The organism is Aerococcus christensenii (assembly GCF_001543105.1).
Lineage (GTDB): Bacteria > Bacillota > Bacilli > Lactobacillales > Aerococcaceae > Aerococcus > Aerococcus christensenii.
On record NZ_CP014159.1, the window covers coordinates 667,555 to 693,088 of the forward strand.

The following is a 25,534-nucleotide window of genomic DNA, read 5'->3' on the forward strand; positions in this document are numbered from 1 at the left end:
ACACTTGTAAAATAAAATCGCATAAAACTCTTTATGCAAAGAGAATCATGCGATTTTATTTTCAATTCATAAGGTTATATTATCTAAAATGCAGGATAATTTGGACGAGCAAATCCTCGAATATTGCCATGTCCAATAGGATAAGTTACTCTCATCACTTTACTTTCAGGGCCAGCATTTCCTTCAATAGTTGTAAACGTGTTAGCATATGGATCTACAGATTCCACAATTCCAATATGATCCGCAAAATTATCGTTTGGTTGACTATTTTGCCTCCAAGAAAAAGCCACCAAATCTCCTACTTGTGGCGTAATTGTACCATCTTCATACCAAATACCTTTTTCTTTAAAGATATCAATATGTCTTTGAACACCACATTCACATCCTATTAAAGAACTTAAATTAGCCTTCATTGCCATAACTGTAACGAAAGCATCACACCAAGCGTCGTTATATTTTAACTGATAGTTCAAAGGAAGAGGTGTAATCGTATTATAAAGATCCACTAATTCATGATGACGTTCAGATCCCATCTTAACGCCTATCCAATCTCTCGCTTCATTCACTAACCATTCCGCTACAGTTCCATTCATAGCAGCAACTTGATTCTCAGAACCTTGTTTAACATTTGTATCATAACGAGTTAAATTAAATTGCTCAATAATAGCATTTAATTTTTCTCCGTAATGCGTATCTGTAGCATAAGTCCCTGTCAAATAACGTGTAGCATCTCGATAAGAATTCGTATTTTCCTTCCATGTTGGAGCATAAAATCTAGGATTAGAAGTTAATCCGTTCTTCAACAGATTCACATAATCACTCAAAGATTCTCTATAAGAAGGGTAAGCTCTGAATCGAGCTTCTATTTGATAATATTCCCCTGATCCGTTGTCTTCTAAAGTAGGTTTAGAAACATAATTCCCTTGATATTCGCCCTTAACCCCAAACAAATTATAGTAAGGAGGTATTGAGAGACTACTTCTTCCCCAACCACTTTCTAAGGCCGCTTGAGCTAACATAACAGAAGCATAGAGGCCATTTTGGTTAGCCAATTCATAGGCTGGTACTAAAATAGAATCCAAAAAGACATTGCCTGTTGGTTGCAAGACTGCGTCTACTGATTGACCAGTTTCTTGTTCCCGTTTATCAATAATTTGTTGGAGTTCTTCAGCTCTAAAGGCACGCGTATCTAGCCAACCTAATCCTTTTCCTGAGGAATCAACAACAAAGACATAGGCGCCATTATCACTTGCATCAATGATACGAACTTGTGACCCAAGGTAATCTGCACTCGTTCCATTTTCCATAGAATGGAAACCTTCTTCTCCCCAAGGACGTGTATCTAAACTATAGCCAGGAGACTTAATCATTGCACTTTGCGCGCCTTCTATAGAACGTAAAGCCCGTTTATCTAACCAGCCTAATCCTTGATTTTGAGAGGCCACAAAAACATAAGCGCCATTGTCACTTTCATCAATAATACGAACCTGCGTCCCAATATAGTCTGCGCTTGTTCCATTTCCAGCGGATTTAAAACCTTCTTCTCCCCATGGTTTAGTATCCAAACTATACCCATATCGGGTCACATAAGCTTTTTGGTTTCTAGGATTTTGAACCAAAGCTCTGCGATCAATCCATCCCATGCCATTATTATTACTATCCGTAATAAAGACATAAGCGCCACTTTGATCTACTCTTCGAATAATTACAGGTGTCCCTAGTAAACCTTCAGACCAACCATATTGAGATAAAGTAAAGCCAGCAGTTCCCCATGGTTTAGTATCTACACTATAGCCTGCTCGAACAATTGCTGTTGGCGTAGGTTGAATATAAGTAGTTAGACTTCTCTTATCGATCCATCCTAATTCTTGGCCATTTTTAACCACCAAAGCGTAATCACGCGTCTCGTTTTCCATAACCACCTTCACATCACTGTCAAGATAATCATTAGTAAAGCCTTTTGTTTGATAGCCAGTTGTTCCCCATGGTTTAGTATCAATAGAATATCCAGCAAATTCTAATCTTGCTTCATATGTAGACTCAGTAAAGCCCTTAAATGCTCGCTTATCGATCCATCCAAGCTCCCTGTATTTCGTCCAAACGTTAGCATAGTTCCCATCTTTATCTTCTTTTTGAATGTACACAATTTGATGAAGATAATCGTCTGAGGATCCAACATTCGCAGAGTGAAAACCTTCTTCTCCCCATGGTTTGGTATCGATCGTATATCCTTCATTTTCAATTTCTGCTTGATAATGAAGTTCTACTTCTCCTTGAGAGGATTCAACCATAGGATTTGCTTGCGCTGTTTCTTCTTTTACAGATTTAATACTTTGTTTTGAAGAAGAACTCTCTGTTTGTTTAGCTTTTTCATTCACCGAACGATCTTGAAACTCAGAAGAAGACACGCTTTGTGTTTTTTCCTCTTTCTTTTGTTTTGGATCAGTTACTGTGGATTTTTTAGTTTCTTTGACCTCTCTTTTCTCTAAATTTTCTTTAGAAACTGAAAGAGAATCAGAAGTTGTTTCTCTACTTAAAGCTGTTTTATCAACCTGTGCAGCATTTACTTGTTCTTGCTGATTAACAACAGCAAAAGCTACAACCGCTTGAGAGGCAAGCAGTATTTTTTGATATGGTTTCATAATCTTCTCCTTTGCTTTATTAATCAATAGGCCTCATGTTATTTCTTCACTGAGGAAAAAATTACCTATTCTTATTTATTTTACCATTTTATAGGCTAAAAAGAATACTTTCATGAAAATGAAATCATTCTGTAATTTTTACATTATTTTCAGAGATTTATTTTGAACTTATTTTGTAAAGCAGTTATAATATTTCAAAAAGTTATGAATGACCGATTTATTAATCCTTCTTCCTTTAAAGAAAAATGGATTGATACTGGCTATTCATTATAAGGAGGCCTTTTTATGATTTATAAAAATGTTGCAGAAGTTATTGGACACACTCCAATGATTCAGCTTCCAAACACTGACCCTAAAAGTGCTCAGATTTATGTAAAGTTAGAATCCAAAAATCCTGGAGGTTCCATTAAGGATCGTCCTGTTAAGGCTATTTTAAACAGCTTATTAAGCCAAGGAATCCTAAAAAAAGGAAGCACAATTGTCGAAGCTACTAGTGGAAATACAGGTATTGCACTTTCTATGTTAGGTGCCGCTATGGGCTTAAATGTTATTATCGTTATGCCTGAAACCATGTCTATTGAAAGAAGGAATTTGATGCAAGCTTATGGCGCGCAACTAGTGCTTACTCCAGGTTCAGAAGGTATGCAAGGCGCTGTTAAACAAGCGAATCTTATTGCTGAAGAAAAAAATGCTCCTATTTTTGGTCAATTCATCCGTCAAGAAAACGTTAACGCTCATCAAACAACCACTGCTCCTGAAATTTTAGAAGATCTTCCTCAAGTAGACGGTTTTGTGGCTGGAATTGGAACCGGTGGGACCGTTACAGGAATAGGTAGTCTTCTTAAAGCTGCGAATTCCAAAACTATCATTTGGGGCGTAGAACCCGCTTCCTCCCCTTTGCTTACTGAAGGAAAAGCCGGTTCTCATAAAATTCAAGGCATTGGCGCTAATTTTATTCCAGAAATTCTTGATCAAAAACTACTCGATCATGTTGAACAAGTTTCAAACGAAGACGCTATTCAAACCTCTGTAGAACTTGCTAAAAATTACGGTATTCTTGCTGGATTTTCTTCAGGAGCAAACTTAGTAGCTGCTCGCAGACTAGCAAAAGAGCTCGGGCCTTCTAAACACGTGGTAACCGTTCTTCCTGATACAGGTGAACGTTACCTTTCGGCAGGAGTTTTTACACATGATGAATAATCCTTCCTCTGATAACTTAAAAAAAGAAGAAAAACAAACTATGCTTATTCAATCTAAGACTGTTCCTGGAATGGCTATACCTCCTCAAAGTCATCCAGTCAATGAAAATGATAAGTGGGTCAAATTAGCCAAATTAGTTTTCGCTAACGATCCTGCTGCTAAAAGCTGGCAAGAAGTCTATGATCTCTATCCTTCCATTAAAGCTTTACGTGCTCATGAACAGGCGCATCATTATTATAATAATGGGGAAATCTATCTTGCTAGGCAACTTTCTGAAGAAGCTCGTAGAGAGACAGGAATTGAAATTCATCCCGGCGCTCAACTCTCAGATACTATTTTTATTGACCATGGAATGGGCGTAGTCATTGGCGAAACTGCTATTGTCGGAGAAAATGTAAAACTTTATCACGGCGTCACATTAGGTGGTGTAGGCAATGAAAAAACAGCCAAACGTCATCCCACAATCCAAGATCATGTTGAAATCGGTGCAGGAGCTAAAATACTAGGAAACATCACCATTGGCCATCACTCTAAGATCGGGGCGAATGCTGTCGTTTTACAAGATGTCCCCCCCTATGCTACGGCAGTTGGAATGCCCGCTCATATTATTCTTCACGATGAAAGTTGGAATCGCTTGGAAGACTAGGTTAGTTTTCCTTTTATTACAACAAACGCTAAATAAACCACCTACTATCAACACAATTACATGTGATAGGTGGTTCTTTATGACTTAAGTTCTTAATTCTCTCCATCAAACAGCTACAGCTGATGTTCCTTTAAGCAAAATAATTGATAAAGCTAAAAAACTCATTAACAAGTAAGTGCTAAGAAACTCTTGTAACAATTTTGTTAACTAGTAACTAATTTATAGCCAAGATTCATCAAAAATTTTTTATTCTTTTTTGTGCTGACCCTTCAAAACTCTTTTTTCTTTCTGTTAGTCAAAATAATCTTAGCTATTTTTGACTGCTGACTTTTATCTAATTTGAGCAAAAACACTATATATTGTGTTTATTTTGGTATTGCCATTCTGTATATTGTGGTTTATTATAAATGTACTAACTCTTTTTGAGTCTACCAGATCATCTTGTAAGGAAGGGAAGCATCATGAATAGTCGTACAATTACCCAAAAAGCAACCATCACCAATCACAATCTTTCTCTATCTACGCATATTCCAGTAAAAAAACGTGATGGCCACATTTCGACTTTTTATGCTTCAAATTTAAAATATTCCATCAAACAAGCACTTAATCCTGAACAAAAAGCTCTTGTAGCTCCTTTATGTGAAGCGGTTATTGAAGAATTAGATCTCTCTTCTAAAACAGAAATCAATAGTCAGGCAATTTCCTTTGCCGTCTGCAAATTATTCAAAGATCATCATTTAAAAGAAGCTCTTCATCGTTATCAAAACTTCCAAGAAGAAAAAATTAAAACACGGAATTTACAATTCAACGTCCAGCAAAAACTCAAAGAATTCGCTGAAGGCGATAAATTAGTTTTAAATGAAAATGCCAACAAAGATAGTCGAGTTTTCAATACCAAACGAGACCTGACAGCGGGGGTAAGTGCTAAAGCACTTGGATTATCTATGATGCCTCCTCATGTAGCAAATGCTCATTTAAAAGGGGACATCCATTTTCACGATTTAGATTATTCCCCTTATGCGCCTATGACCAATTGTTGCTTAATTGACTTCAATGAAATGTTAAGCAATGGTTTCCACATCGGAAATGCTGAAGTTGAATCTCCTAAGTCTATCAATACAGCTTGCGCGCAAATTGCTCAAATTATCGCTAACGTCGCGTCTTCTCAATATGGAGGATGTTCAGCGGACCGTATTGACGAAACTTTATCGCCTTACGCTCAATTAAATTTCCAAAAACACCTCAAAGTAGCAAAAGAATGGATTCCTGATGTAAAAGCTCAAGAAGCTTTTGCCTATGATAGAACACGTAAAGATATCTATGATGCCATGCAAAGTCTTGAATACGAAATTAACACTCTATATTCTTCAAATGGTCAAACTCCTTTTACAACTTTAGGTTTTGGTTTAGGTGAAGACTGGTTCGCTCGAGAAATCCAAAAAGCGATTTTAGAAGTTCGAATTAAAGGATTAGGGAAAGAAAAAAGAACAGCAATTTTTCCTAAATTAGTTTTCACTTTACGTCGAGGCGTTAACTTAGATCCTTCTGATCCTAACTATGATATCAAACAAAAAGCGATTGAATGCGCAACAAAGAGAATGTATCCAGACGTTCTAAGTTATGATAAGATCGTTGAAATTACAGGATCTTTTAAAGCCCCTATGGGATGTCGTTCCTTCTTACAAGGTTGGAAAGATGAAAATGGAAAAGAAGTTAATAGTGGAAGAATGAATTTAGGAGTTGTGACCTTAAATTTACCAAGAATCGCTATGGAATCTGATCATAATAAAGATCAGTTCTGGCAAATTTTTAAAGAAAGACTACAAGTCATGAAAGATGCTTTAGTTTTTCGTGTAAACAGAACTAAACAAGCTCTTCCAGAAAATGCACCTATTTTGTACCAATACGGGGCTTTTGGTAAACGACTCAATCCAGATGACTCTGTAGATGAATTATTCAAAAATGAACGGGCTACTGTTTCTATGGGCTACATCGGACTTTATGAAGTTGCTAGCCATTTCTATGGACCAACTTGGGAACACAATAAAGAAGCTAAAGATTTTACCATCGATATTGTTAAGCATCTACATGATGCTGCTGAAGAATGGAGCAAAGAATACGGCTACCACTTTAGTATTTACAGTACACCAAGTGAAAGTTTAACCGACAGATTCTGCCGATTAGATACGAAAAAATTTGGGATCGTAGACAACATTACGGATAAAGGTTACTACACAAATAGTTTCCATTACGATGTTAGAAAGAATCCTACACCATTTGAAAAACTTGACTTCGAAAAAGACTATCCTAAATATGCTTCAGGTGGATTCATTCATTATTGTGAGTATCCTAACCTTAGACAGAATCCAAAAGCCTTAGAAGCGGTTTGGAACTTTGCTTATGATAGAGTAGGCTATCTAGGAACAAACACCCCTATTGACCAGTGTTATTTATGTGATTTCAAGGGGGATTTTACCCCAACCGCTAACGGTTTTGAATGCCCTCAATGTGGAAACAACGATCCTGAAACTTGCGATGTGGTCAAAAGAACATGTGGTTATTTAGGCAACCCTAATATCCGTCCAATGGCTAAGGGCCGTCATAAAGAAATTAGCGCACGTGTTAAACATATGAACGCTAAAGATGTTGTAGTCGCTGATAACAAAGAACAAATCATTGAACTCTTCAATAAAGACATCAAACGGAAAAAGGAGAGTAAAAATGTTCGATCCGAAAACTAAGACATGGGGTCCCCGCTATCCTAAAGAATGGAAAGCTGCAGATTATAGTCAACAAAAAATTGCTGACTATAAACCCTTTAATTTTGTCGATGGGGATGGCGTAAGATGTAGTATTTATGTTAGTGGTTGCTTATTCAATTGTAAAGGATGCTATAACAAAAAAGTTCAAGACTTTAGTTATGGCGTTCCTTATACAGATGAATTAGAAGAAAAAATCTTAAATGATCTCTCTCAACCTTACGTCCAAGGATTAACACTCTTAGGCGGAGAACCTTTTATGAATACTCAAGTGTTAAACCGTCTCGTTAGAAAGGTGCGTGAACGCTTCGGACATACCAAAGATATATGGAGTTGGAGCGGCTATTACTATGAAGAGCTCCTTCAAGAAACAGATGACAAACTTTGGCTCCTTCACCATATTGATGTCTTAGTCGATGGGCGTTTTATTCTCGACAAATTAAACCTCAATCTTCGTTTTCGTGGGTCTTCTAATCAAAGAATTATTGATGTTCCTAAATCTTTAGAAACAGGGAAACTCGTTCTTTGGATGGATGGCAAATACGATGATTTTTAGATAATTAGACTATGTAAAAAAGATCTGAACCTTTGTTCAATCGTCAAAACATGGAGTGTCATACTCAAACTTTTGACAACGAACCTATAAGTTTCAGATCTTTTTTATTAGCCAACTGATCCAGCCATATCAAACACAATAAGACGATTCAGTTCTACTGCGTATTCTAAAGGAAGTTGCTTGGATACAGGCTGTACAAACCCCATAATAATCATTTCTGTAGCTTCCTTTTCTGATAGTCCTTTCGACATCAAGTAATACAACTGTTCTTCTGAAATCTTCGAAACCTTTGCTTCATGCTCCAATTCTACATGCGCATTCTTAATTTCATTCATCGGGAAAGTATCTGATTTCGATTCTGGATCCATTAAAATCGTATCGCATTCCACATGAGACTTGGAATACTGAGAATTTCTTCCAAATCGAACATCTCCTCGGTAATCACACCTTCCGTCTTCTCGAACAATAGATTTGGAAATAATGCGACTAGAGGTGTGAGGCGCAAGGTGAATCATTTTAGCCCCTGTGTCTTGTTTTTGATTAGCTTTTGCTAAAGCAATAGACATCATCGTTCCCTTAGCGCCCTCTCCCACTAAATAGGTGGCTGGATATTTCATAGTAATTTGTGAACCTAAGTTACCATCTAACCATTCCATTGTCCCGTTTTTTTCGACACGAGCACGTTCTGTCACTAAATTAAAAACATTATCTGACCAGTTTTGAATAGTCGAATAAGAAAAATAGGCGCCTTCTTCAACAAAAATTTCAACGACCGCTCCATGTAAAGAGCTTTCTGCATAAGTCGGAGCCGTGCATCCTTCTATATACTCACAATAAGCTCCCTTATCGACAATAATCAAGGTTCTCTCAAACTGTCCGGTTTTTTTATCATTCATTCTAAAATACGTTTGCAGAGGAATCTTAACATGAACGCCCTCCGGCACATAAATAAAAGTGCCGCCTGACCACACCGCTGAATTCAAAGCCGCCTGAAAAGAATCGGTAGGTGGAACCAACTTCCCAAAATATTTTTTAAATAGATCTGGATATTCTTTTAGCCCGGTGTCACAATCTATAAAGACCACTCCTTGATCCCCATAAAGATTTTTGATATTGTGATAGACCGCTTCTGATTCGTACTGGGCAACAACTCCTGCTAATACCTTTTGCTCCGCTTGAGGCACGCCTAATCTTTTAAAGGTCTCTTTGATTTGATCAGGGACATCCTCCCACGTACGTGCTTTGTTTTTCGTTTTTTTGCGGTAATAGGTTAAGTCATTAAAATCAATAACAGAAATATCTGGTCCCCAAGTGGGATGTTTTTTTTCTTTATATGTTTTTAAAGCGGATAAACGAAAATTCAACATCCACTCTGGCTCTTGTTTTTCATGAGAAATTTGACACACAACACTTTCATCTAATTGATTGTGTCCAAATTCTGCGACCGATTGCACCTTATCATGAAACCCAAATTCATAATGATTAGAAGTAATTGGCACTTCTGTCATTTTACTCTCCCCTTTTTATTTTTTCACTTATCTTTATTTTGAAGATTAATTTTTTGAACGGCTTGCCAAGCGATCGTTGCACATTTCACTCGAGCTGGGAATTGACGAACGCCACTTAAAATAACCGCTTCTTTTAATTCATCCTTTAGCGCCTCTATATCTATCTGAGGCTCTGTAATCATCTTTGAAAAACTATGACTTAAATGCTTGGCTTCCTGTAAAGTTTTGCCTTCTAACAGATCCGTCATCACACTCGCACTCGCTATTGAAATAGCACATCCTGATCCGTGAAAGCCCAATTGAATGAGTTTTTCATTCGCATCTACTTTTGCTTCTAACATTAGCATGTCCCCACATGAAGGGTTAATCATCTCAATTTGATAATCCGGATGATCCAAAGATCCATAATGATGCGGATGACGATAGTGATCTAAAATAATCTCTTGATATAAGTCTTCTAATTGAGATAATCTCATTGAAAAAATTTCCTCAGTTCCTTTATTGCTTGTAAAAATATTTGAACATCTTCTTCTGTATTATAGACGGCAAAACTTATGCGAGCACTCGCTGTAATACCTAATTCTTTCATCAAAGGTTGCGCACAATGATGCCCTGCCCGAATTGCGATCCCATATTGATCTAATCCCGTGGCTAAATCGTGAGGATGGACTCCCTCTAAATTAAAAGAAATCACCCCACATCGATTCTTCGCTGTTTTGGGTCCATAGACAGTCACTGAAGGTATCTCTTGTAAACCCTTTAAAGCAGAAGAGATTAATTGTTGTTCTTTAGAGTGTATACATGAGAGATCTTGTTCTTTGATCCAATCAATCGCTCGTCCTAAGCCAATTGCACCAGCTATATTTTGCGTACCTGCTTCCCATTTTAGAGGCAACTCTGCCCACTTCGCATCATACTTGCTGACACTGGTAATCATTTCACCGCCATACTCAGCCGGTTCCATCTCTTCAAGGAGTTCCCTCTTCCCATAGAGAACACCAATCCCTGTCGGTCCATACATTTTATGCCCTGAAAAGCAATAAAAATCGCACTCCATCTGTTTCACATCAATGGGAAGATGAGCCACTGCTTGTGCACCATCTACCACTAAATAACCAGAATTCGAATGAATAACATCTGCCAATTCTTTCAAATCTTGTATAGACCCTAAGACATTAGAAACATGTGCAATCGCAAGAATCTTCGTCTTTTTGCTTAAAGCCGCTTGAACATCTTCCTTTGACCACTTTCCATCAGCTTTCATCGGCAAATATTTTAAAAGATATCCTCTTTTTTTAGCCATTTGTTGCCAAGGAAGCAGATTAGAGTGATGTTCTAAAGGCGAAATCAAAATTTCATCTCCAGCTTTCAACACTTTTTCTAAGAATCGATCTGCTACCCAATTCAGACCTTGAGTGGTACCTTTAGTAAAAACAACTTCTCCGTTTTCTGCATGGATAAAGTCTTGAATCTTGTTTCTAGCCTCTTCATAAGCTTCGGTGGCTATAGCAGCTAATGTGTAGACTCCTCGGTAGGTATTCGCATTATCCTGCTTATAATAGGATAATATGGCCTCTAAAACCTCTTTTGGTTTTTGAGTAGTCGCTGCATTATCTAAATAAACCAGACGCTGTCCATTAATAGGGTTTTGAAATATAGGGAAAGATGCTTTTAATTGCTTATTCAAATTGAATCAACCGCCTATCGATAATATTTAAAATTTCTTCTTGAATAGTTTTATCTAATCCTTCTATAATCACTTCTCCCAAAAAGCCTCGAATAACTAACAAGCGCGCTTGATTAACATCAATTCCACGGCTCATTAAATAATACATTTGTTCTGGATTCACGCGCCCCACCGAAGCTGCATGACCAGCCGTTACATCGTTATCATCAATTAAGAGAATAGGATTTGCATCCCCTCTTGCTCGGTCCGAAAACATAAGAACTCGATCTTCTTGTTGGGCATCTGATCCCTTAGCGCCCTTTAAGATATGGCCAACCCCATTCAAAATTAAGGTAGATTGATTTAAAATAACCCCTTTTTGAATAATATTTCCACGTGTGGATTTTCCATAATTTTTAACGACACTATTCAATCCTTGAACTTTATCTTCACCTGTAACAGCTACTGCTCGATATTCACCTAAAGCGCCTGAACCTTTCAGTTTAATCTCTGAATCATACAAGACATTACCTTCATTCAAACAAGCCACTGTAAAATCAACCTCAGCGTCTTTAGCTACTTCTCCTCTTCGCCCAATATAAGCGGTCGTTTCTTTTCCTAGCCGATCAATTCCGGTATAATGCACGAACGCCCCAGATTTCGCAATAATTTCAACCACAATATTTGCGGTACTTTTACAACTCCCATACGTTCTATAACGCTCAATATAATTTAAACGAGCATTATCTTCCACAACAATGAGAACATGATGAATGAATGCTTGATTGGGCACTTGGGCTTCTTGATAAATCAAAGATTCTAAAGGCTTATCTATCACTACTTGACGAGGGACATAAATAAAAATACCATTCATCATCGCTAAAGCATTATAGGCCATACCATAATTGTCATCAGTTTGAGCTGCCGTTTGAAAATAATATTTCTCTATCAACTCTGGATAGTGCTGAATCGCTGAAAAAATATCTGTACAGATAACTCCTTGTTCTTGATATTTTTCTAATAAAGATCGATAAATTGTCTGGTTTCCTACCTGAACAAGGGAAGATGACTTGTCAAAAGATACTTCTAAATCCTTTCCTTCTTCCTCTTCATACACAAAACGCTCAGGTAACAAGGGCCAGTTTTCATATGAAATTTTAGGGATTTCTGGCCCTCTTAATTGTGGAATTTCTTTTAAAGCCTGTTGCCTTTTTTTATGAATAAAGGAAGACTCCTGTAGATGATCAATTTTTTGTTGCCACGCTTCCAAAGGCAATTCTTGACTAGGCAATAAGCCTACATTCAGTCTACTCTTACTTTCACTAGTCATTTCAGACCTCTCCTATTTTTCATTCTTTAGTTCAAATCCTAATTCATCAGCTAAAGTTCGGTAGCCTTCCTTTTCTAATCGAAGAGCTAATTCAGGGCCGCCATCTATAGCTACTCTGCCATCCATCATCACATGAACCACATCAGGCACAATATAATCCAAAAGGCGTTGATAGTGTGTAATAATCATGCAGCCAAAATCTTTTCCACGCATGTTATTTACACCATTAGCCACAATACGTAAGGCATCAATATCCAGTCCAGAATCAATTTCATCTAAAATAGCAATTTGAGGTTTTATCATCATCATTTGTAAAATTTCATTTCTCTTTTTTTCGCCGCCAGAGAATCCTTCGTTCAAATATCTCTCTGCCATATCATCTGGCATCTCTAAAATTTTCATCTTTTCGTTTAATTGATCAATAAACTCCATGATTTCTAACTGATTGTCTTCTGAACGTCGTGCATTCATAGCCGCTCGAATAAATTTTGCATTAGTGATTCCTGGAATTTCTGCTGGATATTGCATCGCTAAAAATAAGCCTGCCCGAGCTCTTTCATCTGTCGCTAACGATAGAATACTTTTTCCATCTAAGAGGATATCTCCTTGTGTGATTTCATAATCTGGATGTCCCATAATGGTTGCAGACAAAGTCGATTTTCCTGTTCCATTTGGTCCCATAATAGCGTGAACTTCGTTGGTATTAATAGTCAAATTGACACCTTTTAAAATCTCAATATTCTCATTTTTAATATTGACGTGCAGGTCTTTAATTTCTAAGCTTGTCATTCGTCTCTTCCCCTTTTATTTTCATTACCTAAGCTTTCTGTCAATCAACGAAAGTTACAGAGAGGTATTTTTCTATTCCCTTTGTTTATTGTACACTGCTCTTTTATGACTTGAATACTATTTTATTACAAAGACAAGGTATTGTATAAAAAATTGCCTTAGGCAAACCCTAAGGCAATTTTAGCATATAAAGACATCCTGTCCGGAGTCCAAGAAGGCTCAAATGTTATAACAACTTTTGTTTCACTTACCCACTCTAATGAATTAAGCGCCCTCATCATTTGATCAATTAACTCATCGATTTGAGGACAAGCAGGGGTGGTTAAAGTCATCCTCACTTTCACAAACGTTGCATCTTCTTTTTTGATAAAGACTCCATAAATGAGGCCTAAATTAATCAAATCTACCCCAAGTTCTGGATCCAAAATATGACCGAGCGCCTCTATAACAGATTGATACTTTTCTTCGCTCTTATTTTGAAGATCTTCGTAGAAATCTTTTTCTTCTTTATCTTCTAGATAACTATTTAAATCAGGCAAACCACCCCTGCGTATAAAATCACGAAAAGATTGGGGAGGAGTTTCTCGATTCATCACGTTACTTTCCTTTCTTTCACTAATGACAAAAGGAGTAAAAATGACATCTTTTCTTAAAAAAGTCAGTCATTTTTACTCTTTTCATCAAATTATTCTTTATAAGAAACCACTAAATGTCGATGTGGTTCTCGTCCTTGAGAATGCGTTTCAATATGACTATACTGAGCAAGACAGCGATGAATAATTTTTCTTTCTCTTGCTGGTAAAGCATTTAAACTCACTGATTTATGATCCATCGTCACTTGATCTGCTGTTCTTTCCGCTAATTTTTCAAGAATTTTTTGACGACGAACTCTATAATCGCCTACATCCACTACAACATCTACATGTTTTTTTACATAACGATGCATTAAAGATTGAGCAAGCGCTTCTAATGCATTAATAATTTTCCCATGTTTACCTATTACTAGTCCTGGCTTATCTGCTACTATATGATAAATTATTGTATCTTCTAAATCTTCAACTTCAATAGTCGACTCAACAAGGTAAGCTGATAGGACTCCCTTTATATAATAAGCAATTGTTTCAATATTCCATTTTTTAAATCTTTTAGAGTTTATTTCTTCAAACTCGTCAAAGTCAAACCCATTTTCTAGCAAATCATCATAAGGGACCTCTACAGTAACTTCTCTTCTAACGCCTCTTCTTCTAATTGGCTTAGGATCAAATATACTTGCAGCATCTTCATCAAAATGAGAGAATTGGGGACGTGATGGCTCTGAATTGATCGCTTTTTCTTCAGAATGAGAGAGCTCTTCTTGAGTTACTTTAGTTGGTTCTTCCTCTTCCTTAATTGCCTTTTCAAAAGACTCAGGTTCTTTTTCAGTTGAGGGAGAAACTTTTTCGGTAGGTTCAGATTTTTCTTCTGTAAATTTCTCACTTTCTGGGATATCAACTTTAATAATAGCAGGTTGCCCTCCCAAACCTAAGAAACCTTTTTTAGCCTCTTGCACGACCGTTATCTGGTTTGGAAGAAGCTCTAAATTAGCTAAGCTTGCCTTAGCTTGTTCAATAGCTTGTTCAACTGTTTTCCCTTGAAAAGTTTTTTGTTTCATAATCAACGCTCCTTATTATTTACGTTTTTTACCTCTAGGATTACGACGCGCTTTTTCTAAACGATGTTCAAGTTCTTTCTCTTTTAATTCTTTTTCTTTTCGATCTTGTTGTTTTTGATAAGGATTATTGAGCAATAACATTTGTCCAATAGTGAATACATTGGCTGTAGCCATATAGAGTGAAACGGCACTTGGCAATCCCATCATAATTAAGAACATCATACCTGCCATTGCATATTGCATAACCGTTGTGGCAACACTCTTGTTTCCGCTTGAAACTTGCATTAAATAAGTCGAATACCACATAGCTACCGCTGCTAAAATCGGTAAAATAAAGAACGGATCACTTTTTCCTAATTCCATCCATAAAAAATTACCTGTCGTTAAAGCTTTAGTTCTTAGAATGGCTTGATAAAGAGCAGTTAAAATAGGTAATTGAATCAATAACGGAAGAATTCCTGCCCACTTATTCATATCGTATTTTTGATTCAATTTTTCTAATTCTTTTCCTAATTTTTCTTGAGTTTCTGGATCCCTCGAAGCATACTTCTCTCTTAATGCCTTCACTTCTGGCTGCATCATTTGCATTTTTTCTGAGTTCTTCATTTGGAAATGATACAGTGGAACTAAGATTAGACGCATAATAATAGTAAAACAAAGGATTCCTAAACCATAATTATTTTTAAACAAATGGGATAGTCCCACAATCACTTGCGATAACATATAGACTAGCTTGTTCCACAAACCCGGTGAATCTGCAGTAATCGGTTCTATTGCCCCTACATTTCCGCATCCTCCTAATAAAATAATAATACCCAAAAGAAGCAGCAGTTGGTAAAAATATTTAGATTTATTTTTCACTGTTTTGTCCTTTCTTTTGTTTAAGAGGATCTCGAGTAAACAACGGGCTTAAATTTATCACATGAATCAAACTCTTCTTAATCTCTGATTGATTCATTTCTGCTGTTGGTTTTCTCGCAATCAAAATAAAATCATATTCGGCTTGAATTTGATCTTTTAATTCTGTTAGAGCTTGTCGAATCATTCGCTTCACCCGATTGCGCGTTACAGCGTTGCCTACCTTTTTCCCTACAGATAGTCCTACTCGAAAATGAGGTTGCTCTTTTTCAATAAAGTACAAGACAAATTGGCGATTTGCTTTTGATTGTCCTTGGTGAAAGACACGACTAAAGTCTTTTTCTGTTTTAACCCGATAACTTTTGCGCATGTCTTGCCCCTCTCTCCTCTTATTAACATAATCTAGTTCTTGAAAAAAAAAAGACCACATTTGTTGTGGTCTTATGCTGAAATACGTTTTCTGCCTTTTTGGCGACGACGTGCTAAAACGTGACGACCATTTTTTGTACTCATACGATTGCGGAAGCCATGTTTCTTTTGACGACGACGTTTATTTGGTTGATAAGTTCTCTTCATGAATAACACCTCCTATGATAATGGGAATGGTATTTGTTTAATAACAATCCTTCATAGTATATAGGACATTTTTAAGAATTTCAAGAACTTCATCAAAAAAAATTGATTAAATTCCACTTTTCTTATTTTTTCGAACAAAAACGAGGCCCCTCTAACAGGAAGAGTCTCGTTTTAAATGACTATTTAGCTTTTTCTTCTAATTCAATATTTCTAAACACAAATCTCGTCCCAATTCGATGAGTTTCTAGTCCTTTTACTCGTGGTGAGAGACGAACAGGATAAGCTCTCATATAGAGAGGCATAGTCACAGCATGTCGACCTAAATGATTTTGAGCTTCAACTAAAGTATCAAATCGAGCTTGTTCATCATTGCCGTAATCATCTTTAGCTTTTCTAATTAATTCATCATATTCAGAGGATTTGTAAAGTGTGTGGTTACGTGCAGAATCCGAAGTGAAGATATCGTAATATTCAATAGGATCTCCTAGAGAACCGGCCCAACCACAAATTCCCATGTCAAACTTAGTACTCGTGATTTTCGCAAACATTGGTGGAGTAGGCATTACTTTCATGTTGACTTTCAAATCTGGTAAAGTTGTTTGAATTTGAGATTGAACAAATTCTCCCACTTGCTTAGACATTTCATCATCAGTTACCAACATTTCAAATTCAATAGTATCTTTTCCTAATTCCTGTTTAGCTTTTTGCCATTCTTCCTTAGCTTTTTCTGGATCATAAATTACATGATTTTCAACAATTTCTGTAAAATCTTTTCCCGTTTTAGGATCCTTTGCATAATCTACAGGTAATTGGTTGACAGGGACTGTAGACCCATTCATCAATACTTTATTAATTAAAACGTCACGATCCACACATAAGCTCATTGCTCGACGTAAATGTTCATTTTGTAATTCTTTTTTATAGCCAGTACCATACTCTAAATACACACTCGAAGCCGTTGGAATAGCTTTAAAATCAGGAGAATCTTTATATTGTTTTGCTAAATCCCCTGACAAAAAGGCAACATCTGTTCTTCCACCTTCAAAGAGATTATTACTTGTAGAAGGATCTTTAATAACTTGTACTTTCACTTGATCTAATTTGACATTATCTTTATCCCAATATTTATCGTTCTTATCATAAGACCACTCACTATTAGTACCATCCCAACCTTTAATAACAAAAGGTCCATTAGATAGAAGATTATCAGCGTTCATACCATAAGAATCTCCTTTTTCTTTCACAAATTTTTCGTTAAGTGGGAAGAAAATAGTCGCAACTAAATTCTTTTTAAAATAAGGAGTGGCTTTTTCTAACTGAACATCTAAAGTATAATCATCAACCGCTTTTACGCCTAAAGAGTCCAATGGCGCTTTTTTCATATTAATGTCTTTAGCATTCTTAATGTTATACATTACATAAGCATTTTGAGCTGCTGTTGCTGGATCTACGGCCCGTTTCCAAGCAAAAACATAATCTTTAGCCGTCACAGGATCGCCATTTGACCATTTAGCGTCCTTACGTAGGTGGAAACGATAATGCTTTCCTTCATCGGTAACTTCCGGTTCACCATCACAACCAGCAGGTACTGTCTTATTATCTTTATCATAGACGTATAAGCCTTCTTGAAATTGCCCAATAACGTCATAGTTAAAAATATCGTACGCCTTTGTAGAATCTCCAGTAGATAATTCAGAAGACTGTACCCAGTTTAGGACTTTTTTATGCCCACCTGTTTGAGATTGTTTTTGACAAGCGCCTAATAAGAATAAAACACTCATTAAGCAAAGTAATACGGCAAAATTTTTTCTTTTCATGGTGCTTTACCATTCCTTTCTCTTGTAATTGCCGTTAATTATTTTACGATCATTTATTTTATATATCTACAACTGTCTACATTTTTATTCATTAAAAAACAATATTTTTTTTTTTATTTTCTCACTAAGAGTCCCAATTAAAATACCTGTAAGTTTTCTTATTTTCATTCTCATTTTTCCCTTTTTTCTCAAAGATGCAAACTCTGTTTTTATTTTATAAGGTGTACATCTTAAATACTTCCATTTTTGTAGTTTTTCCTTCAATAAAGTTGTACACAAAAAGAGGATAAACTTTCCAAAAGGATGTGATCTTCTTTTTTTCATATTCGTTTTTCAACTGAATATAAACAAGTTTGTTAACAATCCACAGGAAATGCAATACTTTCCCACATAATGTGGAAAAGACAGCTTTTTCCTATTAAAACGCCTCCGCCTTAACGGAATTTGTCCACACCTTATAAAAATACCACCTCTTTTTTCACAGTTATTCACACAATGTGGAAAAACATGTCCTATGTTTTGGATATCTTTGTTCACAGATTTATTTTTTTGTGGATAAGTTAAAATGTTCATGTTAAACTAAATCTAACACCTATAAAAAGAAAGGAGTACATCATGGATCCTTTACAAGATCTTTGGCAAGTGGTTACAGAATATTTTCGTAATCAATTAACTAAAGGAAGTTTCGATACTTGGATTTTGGGACTAAAACCTCTTCAATTAACTCAGGATACTCTCACCATTGAAGCCGTCTCTCAACTCCATAAAAAACATATTGAATCTCATTATTTACTACAACTAAAACAAGTGATTTATGAATATCTTGGCCGAGAAATTCAAATTAATTTAGTACTTGATCAAAGTAATAATTTTAATTCTCAAATTCAATTCGGAGACAATCCTTCTTCAACAGAAGTTTCTCGCCATACTTCTAACAAAAGTGATCTTAATCCAAAATATACTTTTGAAAATTTTGTTGTTGGTGAAGGAAATAAAATGGCCCACGCCGCAGCTTTAGCTGTAGCGGAAGGCCCAGGACGCGATTATAATCCACTCTTTTTTTATGGAGGAGTAGGTTTAGGAAAAACTCATTTGATGCAAGCGATCGGACACGAAGTCTTAAGAACTTTTCCAGATGCCCGCGTAAAATACGTTACCAGTGAAAAATTTACAAATGATTTTATTGAAGCAATTCGAAAAAATACAACTTCTCAATTTCATGAAGAATATCGAAATGTTGATATGCTTTTAGTAGATGATATTCAATTCATCGGAAATAAGCAATCGACTCAAGAAGAGTTTTTCCATACTTTTAACGCTTTATATAATAACAACAAACATATCGTTCTTACTTCTGATCGGGACGCTAGTCAAATTCCAGAACTAGAGGATCGTTTAGTTTCTCGCTTTAAACAAGGGCTCTCTACCGATATTACTCCACCAGATCTAGAAACTCGAATCGCTATTCTTAGAAATAAAGCGCAAGTCAATGGTATCAATATCCCTGACGATACCCTTTCCTATATTGCTGGTCAAATTGATACAAATATTCGAGAACTAGAAGGTGCCTTAACAAGCGTTCAAGCATATGCTGTTATGAATCAAGCAGATCTTACTCCAGATGTTGCCGCTAGAGCTCTATCGAACTATAAAGACCTTAATGCAAATAAAGTCCCAACGATTTCAGAAATTCAAGAAATTGTTGCAAACTTTTTCCATTTAACAGTTGAAGATTTAAAAGGGAAAAAACGAAAACGAGAAATTGTGGTTCCACGGCAGATAGCGATGTATCTTTCGAGAGAAATTACAGATGCCTCTCTTCCTAAAATCGGTCAAGAATTTGGAGGAAAAGATCATACCACTGTCCTTCATGCTCACGAAAAAATATCAGAAGCCATGCGACATCCTTCAGATATTCGCGATAACATTCAAAGTATTGAGCGTTTATTAAATCATTAGCGCGCTCAGATGTCTTCTTTATGTTAAAATAAGGCGTAAAAAGTATTGTGGAAAACTAAATAGAAAAAGAACAAGTCTATAAACATTTTATCCACAAGTGGATAAGTGAAATCTTCTTGTTTCTCTTATTTATTCACAACTTCCACATAGCTTACTACTAATACTACAAACTACTTAATATGAAAAAAGAGTATTAACTCTCAATGAAAGGAGCTCTCAATGAAATTTACAATCAAAAAATCTATTTTTGCTGATTGCTTAGCAAACGTTCAACGCGCAATCTCATTTCGAACCACCATTCCGATTTTGACAGGAATCAAACTTCAAACCAATGAAAAGGGACTCATTTTAACAGGAAGTGATTCTACTTTATCTATAGAAAATCTAATTGAAGAAAAAGAAGAAAGCAACCATCTTTCAATCAGCGAACCAGGATCTGTTATTCTACCTTCACGTTTTTTAGGAGATATTATTCGAAAATTACCAGAAGATAAAATAACAGTAGCCGTACAAGATAATTTTCAAACAATTATTACCTCTGGCGAATCTGTTTTTACTCTTAATGGTACTTCCGGCAAAAATTACCCGCAACTTCCAGAAATTAATTCAGCAGCTACGTTTAATTTACCAGGGCATTTAATGCGCCAAGCCATTAACTACACAATTATTTCTGTCTCCTCTCAAGAAACTCGTCCTATTTTTACAGGGATTCATTTCGAATTAGGAGATAATCAACTAAAAGCTATTTCAACCGATTCCCATCGTTTGAGTCAACGCATTATCCCTATCACAATTCCTGAAAGCTTAAAAGATAAAGAAAAAGTAGAATTAAATATCCCTGGACGCGCCCTTTCTGAACTTTCTCGATTAGTCAATGACAATGAGAATATTTCTATGATGGTAACTAATAATCAGGTCCTCTTTAAGATGAATAATACCTCTCTTTATTCGCGCTTATTAGAAGGTACTTATCCAGATACTACTCGTTTATTAACAAAAGACCAAAAAACATCTATTAAAGTAAATGCTGCTGAATTAGGTGCAGCTGTTGAAAGGGCTCTTATTTTAAGTCACCAAGGAAAAAATAATATGGTGAAATTATCCATGGATAATAGTGGCGTTATTCTATCTGGTCATTCTTCCGAAATTGGTTATGTTAAGGAAAAAATTAATGCCTTAGGTTTTGAGGGAGAAAATATGTCCATTTCTTTTAATCCAGATTATTTGAGAGAAGCATTGAAAACGTTTGGTGGACAAGATGTCATCATTCGATTTACCTCTCCTTCCCATCCTTTCATCCTTTTACCAAGTGAAGATAGTGATAACTTTAATATGATTCAATTAATTACGCCTATTCGAACGCCTGGAAATTAAAATAAACGAAAAACTGTAAGCCGAGAAAATCAGGCTTACAGTTTTTTTTAATAAAAGGTACACGTAAAAATAAGTTTGAAAAATATTGAAATTCTTATTAAAAAATGGAATTTAATTGTTAAAAAATAGGGAATATGCCATACTTCACGTGAAAAATAAACAACTTTTTATATAAAAGTTATAAATCAAAGAGCGATAGAAATGGTAAAAGGACTAGAAATAGTCTCTTTTATTATAATAAACACAACATTGCTTTTGTTATAGAATATATATTTTTTTTGTTGCTCATAAGGAGAATCGGTATGAAAAAAATTATAAATATGCTTTACGCAAAACAAGTCTAGGTTTGTGTAGCGTGGTAATTGCTGTTGTTCTAGCTGGGCATACGTCTGTAGTATTAGCAGCAGAAGATGCTAATTCACAAATTTCAATTGGAGAAAAACAGGCTCATTTATCTAAGGATAAAAAAGAATCTAATCTTTCAAAAGATAAGATTAAACTCAATAATCAAGCAGCTTACATAGCTGCAGACAACGGTCCCGTTATTCCAGGCGCTGATAGAGCAGCAGCGGGAGATAGCAATGAAAAACCAGCAGCAACACCAGCTCCAACTGATGACCAAAAATATTCTGCTACACAAACAGATTTACAAAATAAAAATGACTTTAACTACGGTAACAACGAAAAGAAAATAAAAGACTTTAGTGATGATGAACGTTACCGTAAGTCTGACCTAGAGCCTGGCGAAAAGAGCAAACTCACCATGATTCCGGCACAGAAAATAAAGACGGTTTTTCTTTTTGAATTTTAAATCCAACGACTGGTGCAAAAGATAAAAAGACATACGGTATTGGGGTAAAATTCGATCCTAAAAAAGAACGTACCTATGCAGGGGTTACTGTCAATTCTTCAGGAAGTAATTTAAATATTAAACAAAAGTTTGGCGATCCTGAGTCTATTGAATCAGCTAAACCTGGCACAGAATTAGGTGTTGATAATCCACCTGTTTCTGATCAAGCAGAAGCAACGATGGATATCGATGTTAAAAGGAGTAAGATTGCATCTTTAGCGATTGCCGGAACAGAAAATGACCTTAAGCTTATCAATAGTATCAACCATGTTTATATAGAAAAAGATAAAGAAGATGCTGAAAAAAGAGGGGAAACCGTCGAAGTAGGCAAGCGTAAGCCTATAGTCTTTGCATGGAAAGATGAGTATAAGAAAGATACTATCGCTAAGAAAAAACAATTCTTTAACGCAACTGATTCTATAACAACGACCTTCAACCCTTATCCAAATGAAAATGACGAACTTTATACTATGACTGTTGTTGGTGACACAACAGTCAATAAAGCATTTGTTAAGGGACAATTGATTCATACCGGGACAAAGATTGAAAACATCGACGTAAACGGGGCAAAGCGTATCGTCGGTCAAGTCTACTTCCCAACTGGTGAAATTGTTGAAGGTGCATCTACCTTTGTTGTAACTGAAGACAATAAGGATGAAATTGCAAAGAAATTCCCAAATGAAACTATTAATGTCGGTGACGTTATGGTACAAATGCCACAAGGTGCTTTGCAAAACAAAAATGGTCAATTTAATGACCCAAAATTTGCGGGAGTTCAAAATCTTGAAGCTAAATTCTATGCTCGTCCTCGTACAGAGAAAGAATTTAAAGAGATTGTAAATAAGTTGAATAATGGCGACGAAGACGGCGATTATAAGTTTGTAGAAACTGGGGCAGACAATCAAACCATTAAATTTAAAGGTGCAGATGTTGTCGTTCCAAAGCAAGGCTTTGACCGCTACGACCACTACAACCTTCTTGGAAATATCAAGATTAAACTTGATGATACTCGTCACTATGATCAATCTTTTGGGCATAAAGACGATGCAACAGGAAAAGTGACAGATTCTAATGACCGTACTTACTTTGATATAGCTCCAGACGTTGAATTTGATGTCAACATGTATGAGCCTGGTGAAAAAGGAGAAAAAGCCTCATCAAAAATCAGATACAGAAATGAAGAAGGCTGATCAAAGAGAAGAAGTTCATGGCGATATTAATTTTGAATTTGTCGAAAAAGCTAATAAGCAAATTGAAAAAGCTAATAAGCAAATTGAAAAAGATTTAGGCAAAGATGTAAAAGACCTTGAGGATGACGAAAAGTGGAAGGTTGAGCTTAAAGATGGTGATATTACCAAATTCAAAATCACCGCTCCAAAAAGAGCAAAAGCCGGAGACTTTATTGCTGTACCTGTAACATACACCTATGCTAACGGATCAAAAGATAGACATTGGTTCCACTTTGTAGTCCAAGAAAATCCAAAGAATGTTCCAGACTACAATGTTCAAAAAGGTAGTGCTGGCGACACATTGGAAAATACAGGAAAACTTCATGAAGATCCTGACGATAAGAAAATGAAACCAACATCTTATGAGTTTGACAAAAAAGCTGTCGTTGAAAAAACTGAAGATGGCAAACTAAAGGCAACTTATAATGATGATAAGGGAAATACTTGGAATGTTATCTTAGATCCAACAACAGGTAAAGTAACTGCTAAAGTTCCAAAAGGGTGAACCTGATGAAAAAGAAACAACGGTTATTGTTGAAAATTCACAAGTGAAGGGCGATCCTACTGTTAAGACAATCAAAGGACCTAAGAAACAAATCATCGAAGTTGGGGACAAGGACTTTGAAGGTGAAGTTTCCTATGAAATGGAACAACCTATCCCTTATGAAATTGAAATCCAAGAAGATCCAGAGCTCGACCTCTTTGAAATTAAAGAAGTTCAACTAGGATCTGTCAAGACTTGCCATACTCAAAAACTAAAGAATGGTGAAGCTGTCGGCGATCTAATTGATAAAAAGAAAGAACCTCAAAAACGTATCATCAAGATTGGTACAAAACCTGTAACCAATACGGAAACGCAAGGAAGTCCCTGTTGAAGTGACCTACAAGTATGATGATACGAAGGATAAGGGTACGGTAGAAAAGGGACAATACACACCAGGCAAGGTGGAAACCAAGATTACTAACGTCCTCAATCCAAAGACGGGTAAGATTGAGACCAAGACCGAAGAAGTGGTAACTCCTGGTAAACAAGAAATCATCGTTGGCTCGAAGGACTACACGGGTGTATTCACTCACGATGTCACTGAGGAAGTTCCATATGAAATGGAAGTTATCGAAGACGATACCCTTGAAGCCGGTAAAGAGGTTGTTGATCAAGAAGGTAAAGCGGGTTCTAAGACCACGACTTACACCCAAGCGGTCAAGAATGGTCAAGCTGATGGTGACCTCAAGTCTAAAGTGAAATCTGAAACCAAACCTCAGAAGCGCATCGTAAGAGTAGGGAAGAAGCTCACGCCAAATACCTGTCCACTTATCCCAGCTACTGAAACCAAGGTCAATAAAGACATTCTAGTAGAAATTGAATATGTGAATGACGATAAGCTTGAAAAAGGCAAGGTCGAAACTGGCACATTGACCACAGGCAAGGTGAAAACCAAGGTCGGCACGAAGATCACCGAAGATACCTGCAAGTTGCCAAACGCAGCTGAAAATCCTACAGGTACGCCAGGCGAATCAGAACCTCCTGAAACGCCAGATCAACCTGATGAGGTGACAACAAACTATCTGGAAAATCTAAACTAGATCAAACTCACCCAGAAAATGGCAAGGGCTCTGAAACGGTTACTCCGGATCAAGCGAGTCCAGAAAGTAATAAGACCCCTGAAACAACTACTCCTGATCAACAGAGACCAGAAGAGCCAATAGATCGTGAATCATTACCTTTCTTGGAAGCGAAAGTCCCAAGCCAATCATCAACGGGGACAATCCAACGTTATCTATCAGAAAAGAAAACGACGGATAAGACAATGACGAGTCAGGATAATACAGGAGGAGAGAGAAAAGGCATTCACGCTTCTCAAAAAGTGAAAGCAATGAGTTCTTTACCGAAAACAGGTAGTCAAAATTCTCAATTTTTGTTATTGGCAGCAGGACTTCTTTTAAGTGGAAGTATATTTAGTTTAAAAAGAAATTCGAAATTTAGAAGATAACTAATAGAAAGAAGGCGTTATTAATCGACGCCTTTTTTCATAGGGTTGATTTGACAAATAAAAAGGAATGGATAGACTATCTCTATTTTCGCTTTATTTTTCCATATCAGGCTGTTTTATAAAAATACGTATA

General features: G+C 36.3%; 24 protein-coding genes. 12 read left to right on the plus strand and 12 right to left on the minus strand.

The window, feature by feature from the left end:
* Positions 1–83 precede the first annotated feature (83 nt).
* Entirely contained in the window at positions 84–2,642 is a 2,559-nt protein-coding gene (locus AWM71_RS03135; RefSeq protein ID WP_060776623.1) for a GW dipeptide domain-containing protein, read from the minus strand.
* A gap of 285 nt (positions 2,643–2,927) precedes the next feature.
* On the opposite strand from AWM71_RS03135, the gene cysK reads away from it, so the two are divergent.
* From cysK to nrdG, 4 genes are all read left to right on the plus strand, one after another.
* On the plus strand, positions 2,928–3,842 hold the full coding sequence (gene cysK, locus AWM71_RS03140) for a cysteine synthase A (protein WP_060776624.1): 915 nt from the start codon (positions 2,928–2,930) through the stop codon (positions 3,840–3,842).
* Positions 3,832–4,488 (plus strand): serine O-acetyltransferase EpsC, encoded by a 657-nt coding sequence (gene epsC, locus AWM71_RS03145; RefSeq protein ID WP_082632789.1) that lies wholly within the window; start codon positions 3,832–3,834, stop codon positions 4,486–4,488. The genes cysK and epsC overlap by 11 nt, the downstream gene beginning before the upstream one ends.
* Positions 4,489–4,949: 461 nt before the next feature.
* A complete protein-coding gene (gene nrdD, locus AWM71_RS03150) occupies positions 4,950–7,229 on the plus strand; it encodes an anaerobic ribonucleoside-triphosphate reductase (RefSeq protein ID WP_082632790.1) in 2,280 nt (759 codons plus the stop codon).
* The gene (gene nrdG / locus AWM71_RS03155; RefSeq protein ID WP_060776625.1) at positions 7,210–7,803 is read left to right on the plus strand and encodes an anaerobic ribonucleoside-triphosphate reductase activating protein; all 594 of its coding nucleotides are present in this window, start codon (positions 7,210–7,212) and stop codon (positions 7,801–7,803) included. Before nrdD ends, nrdG begins: the two co-directional genes overlap by 20 nt.
* 107 nt (positions 7,804–7,910) lie before the next feature.
* On the opposite strand, the gene sufB is transcribed toward nrdG, so the two are convergent.
* From sufB to AWM71_RS03210, 11 genes are all read right to left on the minus strand, one after another.
* The gene (gene sufB, locus AWM71_RS03160; RefSeq protein ID WP_060776626.1) at positions 7,911–9,311 is read right to left on the minus strand and encodes a Fe-S cluster assembly protein SufB; all 1,401 of its coding nucleotides are present in this window, start codon (positions 9,309–9,311) and stop codon (positions 7,911–7,913) included.
* Positions 9,312–9,334: 23 nt separating this feature from the next.
* Complete coding sequence (sufU, locus tag AWM71_RS03165) at positions 9,335–9,787, minus strand: Fe-S cluster assembly sulfur transfer protein SufU (protein ID WP_060776627.1); 453 nt, start codon at positions 9,785–9,787, stop codon at positions 9,335–9,337.
* Positions 9,784–10,998, minus strand: a complete 1,215-nt coding sequence (locus tag AWM71_RS03170) for an aminotransferase class V-fold PLP-dependent enzyme (protein ID WP_060776628.1) — start codon at positions 10,996–10,998, stop codon at positions 9,784–9,786. The genes sufU and AWM71_RS03170 overlap by 4 nt, the downstream gene beginning before the upstream one ends.
* A complete protein-coding gene (gene sufD / locus AWM71_RS03175) occupies positions 10,991–12,307 on the minus strand; it encodes a Fe-S cluster assembly protein SufD (protein WP_060776629.1) in 1,317 nt (438 codons plus the stop codon). The genes AWM71_RS03170 and sufD overlap by 8 nt, the downstream gene beginning before the upstream one ends.
* 12 nt (positions 12,308–12,319) lie before the next feature.
* Positions 12,320–13,096 carry a Fe-S cluster assembly ATPase SufC gene (gene sufC / locus AWM71_RS03180; RefSeq protein WP_060776630.1) on the minus strand — a complete coding sequence of 259 codons (777 nt, stop codon included), beginning with the start codon at positions 13,094–13,096 and terminating at the stop codon, positions 12,320–12,322.
* 158 nt (positions 13,097–13,254) lie between these two features.
* Positions 13,255–13,689, minus strand: coding sequence for a metal-sulfur cluster assembly factor (locus tag AWM71_RS03185; RefSeq protein WP_082632791.1), 435 nt, complete (start codon positions 13,687–13,689; stop codon positions 13,255–13,257).
* Positions 13,690–13,781: 92 nt separating this feature from the next.
* Complete coding sequence (gene jag / locus AWM71_RS03190) at positions 13,782–14,747, minus strand: RNA-binding cell elongation regulator Jag/EloR (protein WP_060776631.1); 966 nt, start codon at positions 14,745–14,747, stop codon at positions 13,782–13,784.
* A 15-nt stretch (positions 14,748–14,762) separates the two neighbouring features.
* Positions 14,763–15,608, minus strand: a complete 846-nt coding sequence (gene yidC, locus AWM71_RS03195; RefSeq protein WP_201783960.1) for a membrane protein insertase YidC — start codon at positions 15,606–15,608, stop codon at positions 14,763–14,765.
* Positions 15,598–15,975 (minus strand): ribonuclease P protein component, encoded by a 378-nt coding sequence (gene rnpA / locus AWM71_RS03200; RefSeq protein WP_060776632.1) that lies wholly within the window; start codon positions 15,973–15,975, stop codon positions 15,598–15,600. The genes yidC and rnpA overlap by 11 nt, the downstream gene beginning before the upstream one ends.
* Positions 15,976–16,046: 71 nt before the next feature.
* Positions 16,047–16,181 carry a 50S ribosomal protein L34 gene (gene rpmH, locus AWM71_RS03205; RefSeq protein WP_060776633.1) on the minus strand — a complete coding sequence of 45 codons (135 nt, stop codon included), beginning with the start codon at positions 16,179–16,181 and terminating at the stop codon, positions 16,047–16,049.
* Between the two features lie 179 nt (positions 16,182–16,360).
* The gene (locus AWM71_RS03210; protein ID WP_060776634.1) at positions 16,361–17,998 is read right to left on the minus strand and encodes a peptide ABC transporter substrate-binding protein; all 1,638 of its coding nucleotides are present in this window, start codon (positions 17,996–17,998) and stop codon (positions 16,361–16,363) included.
* 615 nt (positions 17,999–18,613) lie between these two features.
* Here AWM71_RS03210 and dnaA point away from each other — a divergent pair.
* The 8 genes from dnaA to AWM71_RS03255 all read left to right on the plus strand — a co-directional run bounded on the left by dnaA (position 18,614) and on the right by AWM71_RS03255 (position 25,401).
* Positions 18,614–19,957 (plus strand): chromosomal replication initiator protein DnaA, encoded by a 1,344-nt coding sequence (gene dnaA, locus AWM71_RS03220; protein WP_060776636.1) that lies wholly within the window; start codon positions 18,614–18,616, stop codon positions 19,955–19,957.
* 219 nt (positions 19,958–20,176) lie between these two features.
* The gene (gene dnaN / locus AWM71_RS03225) at positions 20,177–21,331 is read left to right on the plus strand and encodes a DNA polymerase III subunit beta (protein ID WP_060776637.1); all 1,155 of its coding nucleotides are present in this window, start codon (positions 20,177–20,179) and stop codon (positions 21,329–21,331) included.
* A 271-nt stretch (positions 21,332–21,602) separates the two neighbouring features.
* A complete protein-coding gene (locus tag AWM71_RS03230; protein WP_256379443.1) occupies positions 21,603–22,142 on the plus strand; it encodes a YSIRK-type signal peptide-containing protein in 540 nt (179 codons plus the stop codon).
* Positions 22,143–22,180: 38 nt separating this feature from the next.
* The gene (locus AWM71_RS03235) at positions 22,181–23,371 is read left to right on the plus strand and encodes an adhesin domain containing protein (protein ID WP_335338718.1); all 1,191 of its coding nucleotides are present in this window, start codon (positions 22,181–22,183) and stop codon (positions 23,369–23,371) included.
* A complete protein-coding gene (locus AWM71_RS03240; RefSeq protein WP_060776640.1) occupies positions 23,358–23,915 on the plus strand; it encodes a hypothetical protein in 558 nt (185 codons plus the stop codon). Before AWM71_RS03235 ends, AWM71_RS03240 begins: the two co-directional genes overlap by 14 nt.
* Positions 23,916–23,958: 43 nt before the next feature.
* Positions 23,959–24,285: a G5 domain-containing protein gene (locus AWM71_RS03245; RefSeq protein ID WP_060776641.1), complete on the plus strand. Its 327-nt coding sequence runs from the start codon at positions 23,959–23,961 to the stop codon at positions 24,283–24,285.
* A 1-nt stretch (position 24,286) separates the two neighbouring features.
* Positions 24,287–24,994, plus strand: coding sequence for a G5 domain-containing protein (locus tag AWM71_RS03250; RefSeq protein ID WP_060776642.1), 708 nt, complete (start codon positions 24,287–24,289; stop codon positions 24,992–24,994).
* A gap of 143 nt (positions 24,995–25,137) precedes the next feature.
* A complete protein-coding gene (locus AWM71_RS03255; RefSeq protein ID WP_060776643.1) occupies positions 25,138–25,401 on the plus strand; it encodes an LPXTG cell wall anchor domain-containing protein in 264 nt (87 codons plus the stop codon).
* The last annotated feature ends 133 nt before the right edge of the window (positions 25,402–25,534 follow it).

Bases quoted from the DNA above. Each gene is read 5' to 3' on its own strand.
- AWM71_RS03135 (WP_060776623.1), bottom strand. From the start codon at position 2,642: ATGAAACCATATCAAAAAATACTGCTTGCCTCTCAAGCGGTTGTAGCT.
- cysK (WP_060776624.1), top strand. From the start codon at position 2,928: ATGATTTATAAAAATGTTGCAGAAGTTATTGGACACACTCCAATGATT.
- epsC (WP_082632789.1), top strand. From the start codon at position 3,832: ATGATGAATAATCCTTCCTCTGATAACTTAAAAAAAGAAGAAAAACAA.
- nrdD (WP_082632790.1), top strand. From the start codon at position 4,950: ATGAATAGTCGTACAATTACCCAAAAAGCAACCATCACCAATCACAAT.
- nrdG (WP_060776625.1), top strand. From the start codon at position 7,210: ATGTTCGATCCGAAAACTAAGACATGGGGTCCCCGCTATCCTAAAGAA.
- sufB (WP_060776626.1), bottom strand. From the start codon at position 9,311: ATGACAGAAGTGCCAATTACTTCTAATCATTATGAATTTGGGTTTCAT.
- sufU (WP_060776627.1), bottom strand. From the start codon at position 9,787: ATGAGATTATCTCAATTAGAAGACTTATATCAAGAGATTATTTTAGAT.
- sufD (WP_060776629.1), bottom strand. From the start codon at position 12,307: ATGACTAGTGAAAGTAAGAGTAGACTGAATGTAGGCTTATTGCCTAGT.
- sufC (WP_060776630.1), bottom strand. From the start codon at position 13,096: ATGACAAGCTTAGAAATTAAAGACCTGCACGTCAATATTAAAAATGAG.
- AWM71_RS03185 (WP_082632791.1), bottom strand. From the start codon at position 13,689: ATGAATCGAGAAACTCCTCCCCAATCTTTTCGTGATTTTATACGCAGG.
- jag (WP_060776631.1), bottom strand. From the start codon at position 14,747: ATGAAACAAAAAACTTTTCAAGGGAAAACAGTTGAACAAGCTATTGAA.
- rnpA (WP_060776632.1), bottom strand. From the start codon at position 15,975: ATGCGCAAAAGTTATCGGGTTAAAACAGAAAAAGACTTTAGTCGTGTC.
- rpmH (WP_060776633.1), bottom strand. From the start codon at position 16,181: ATGAAGAGAACTTATCAACCAAATAAACGTCGTCGTCAAAAGAAACAT.
- AWM71_RS03210 (WP_060776634.1), bottom strand. From the start codon at position 17,998: ATGAAAAGAAAAAATTTTGCCGTATTACTTTGCTTAATGAGTGTTTTA.
- dnaA (WP_060776636.1), top strand. From the start codon at position 18,614: ATGGATCCTTTACAAGATCTTTGGCAAGTGGTTACAGAATATTTTCGT.
- dnaN (WP_060776637.1), top strand. From the start codon at position 20,177: ATGAAATTTACAATCAAAAAATCTATTTTTGCTGATTGCTTAGCAAAC.
- AWM71_RS03240 (WP_060776640.1), top strand. From the start codon at position 23,358: ATGAAGAAGGCTGATCAAAGAGAAGAAGTTCATGGCGATATTAATTTT.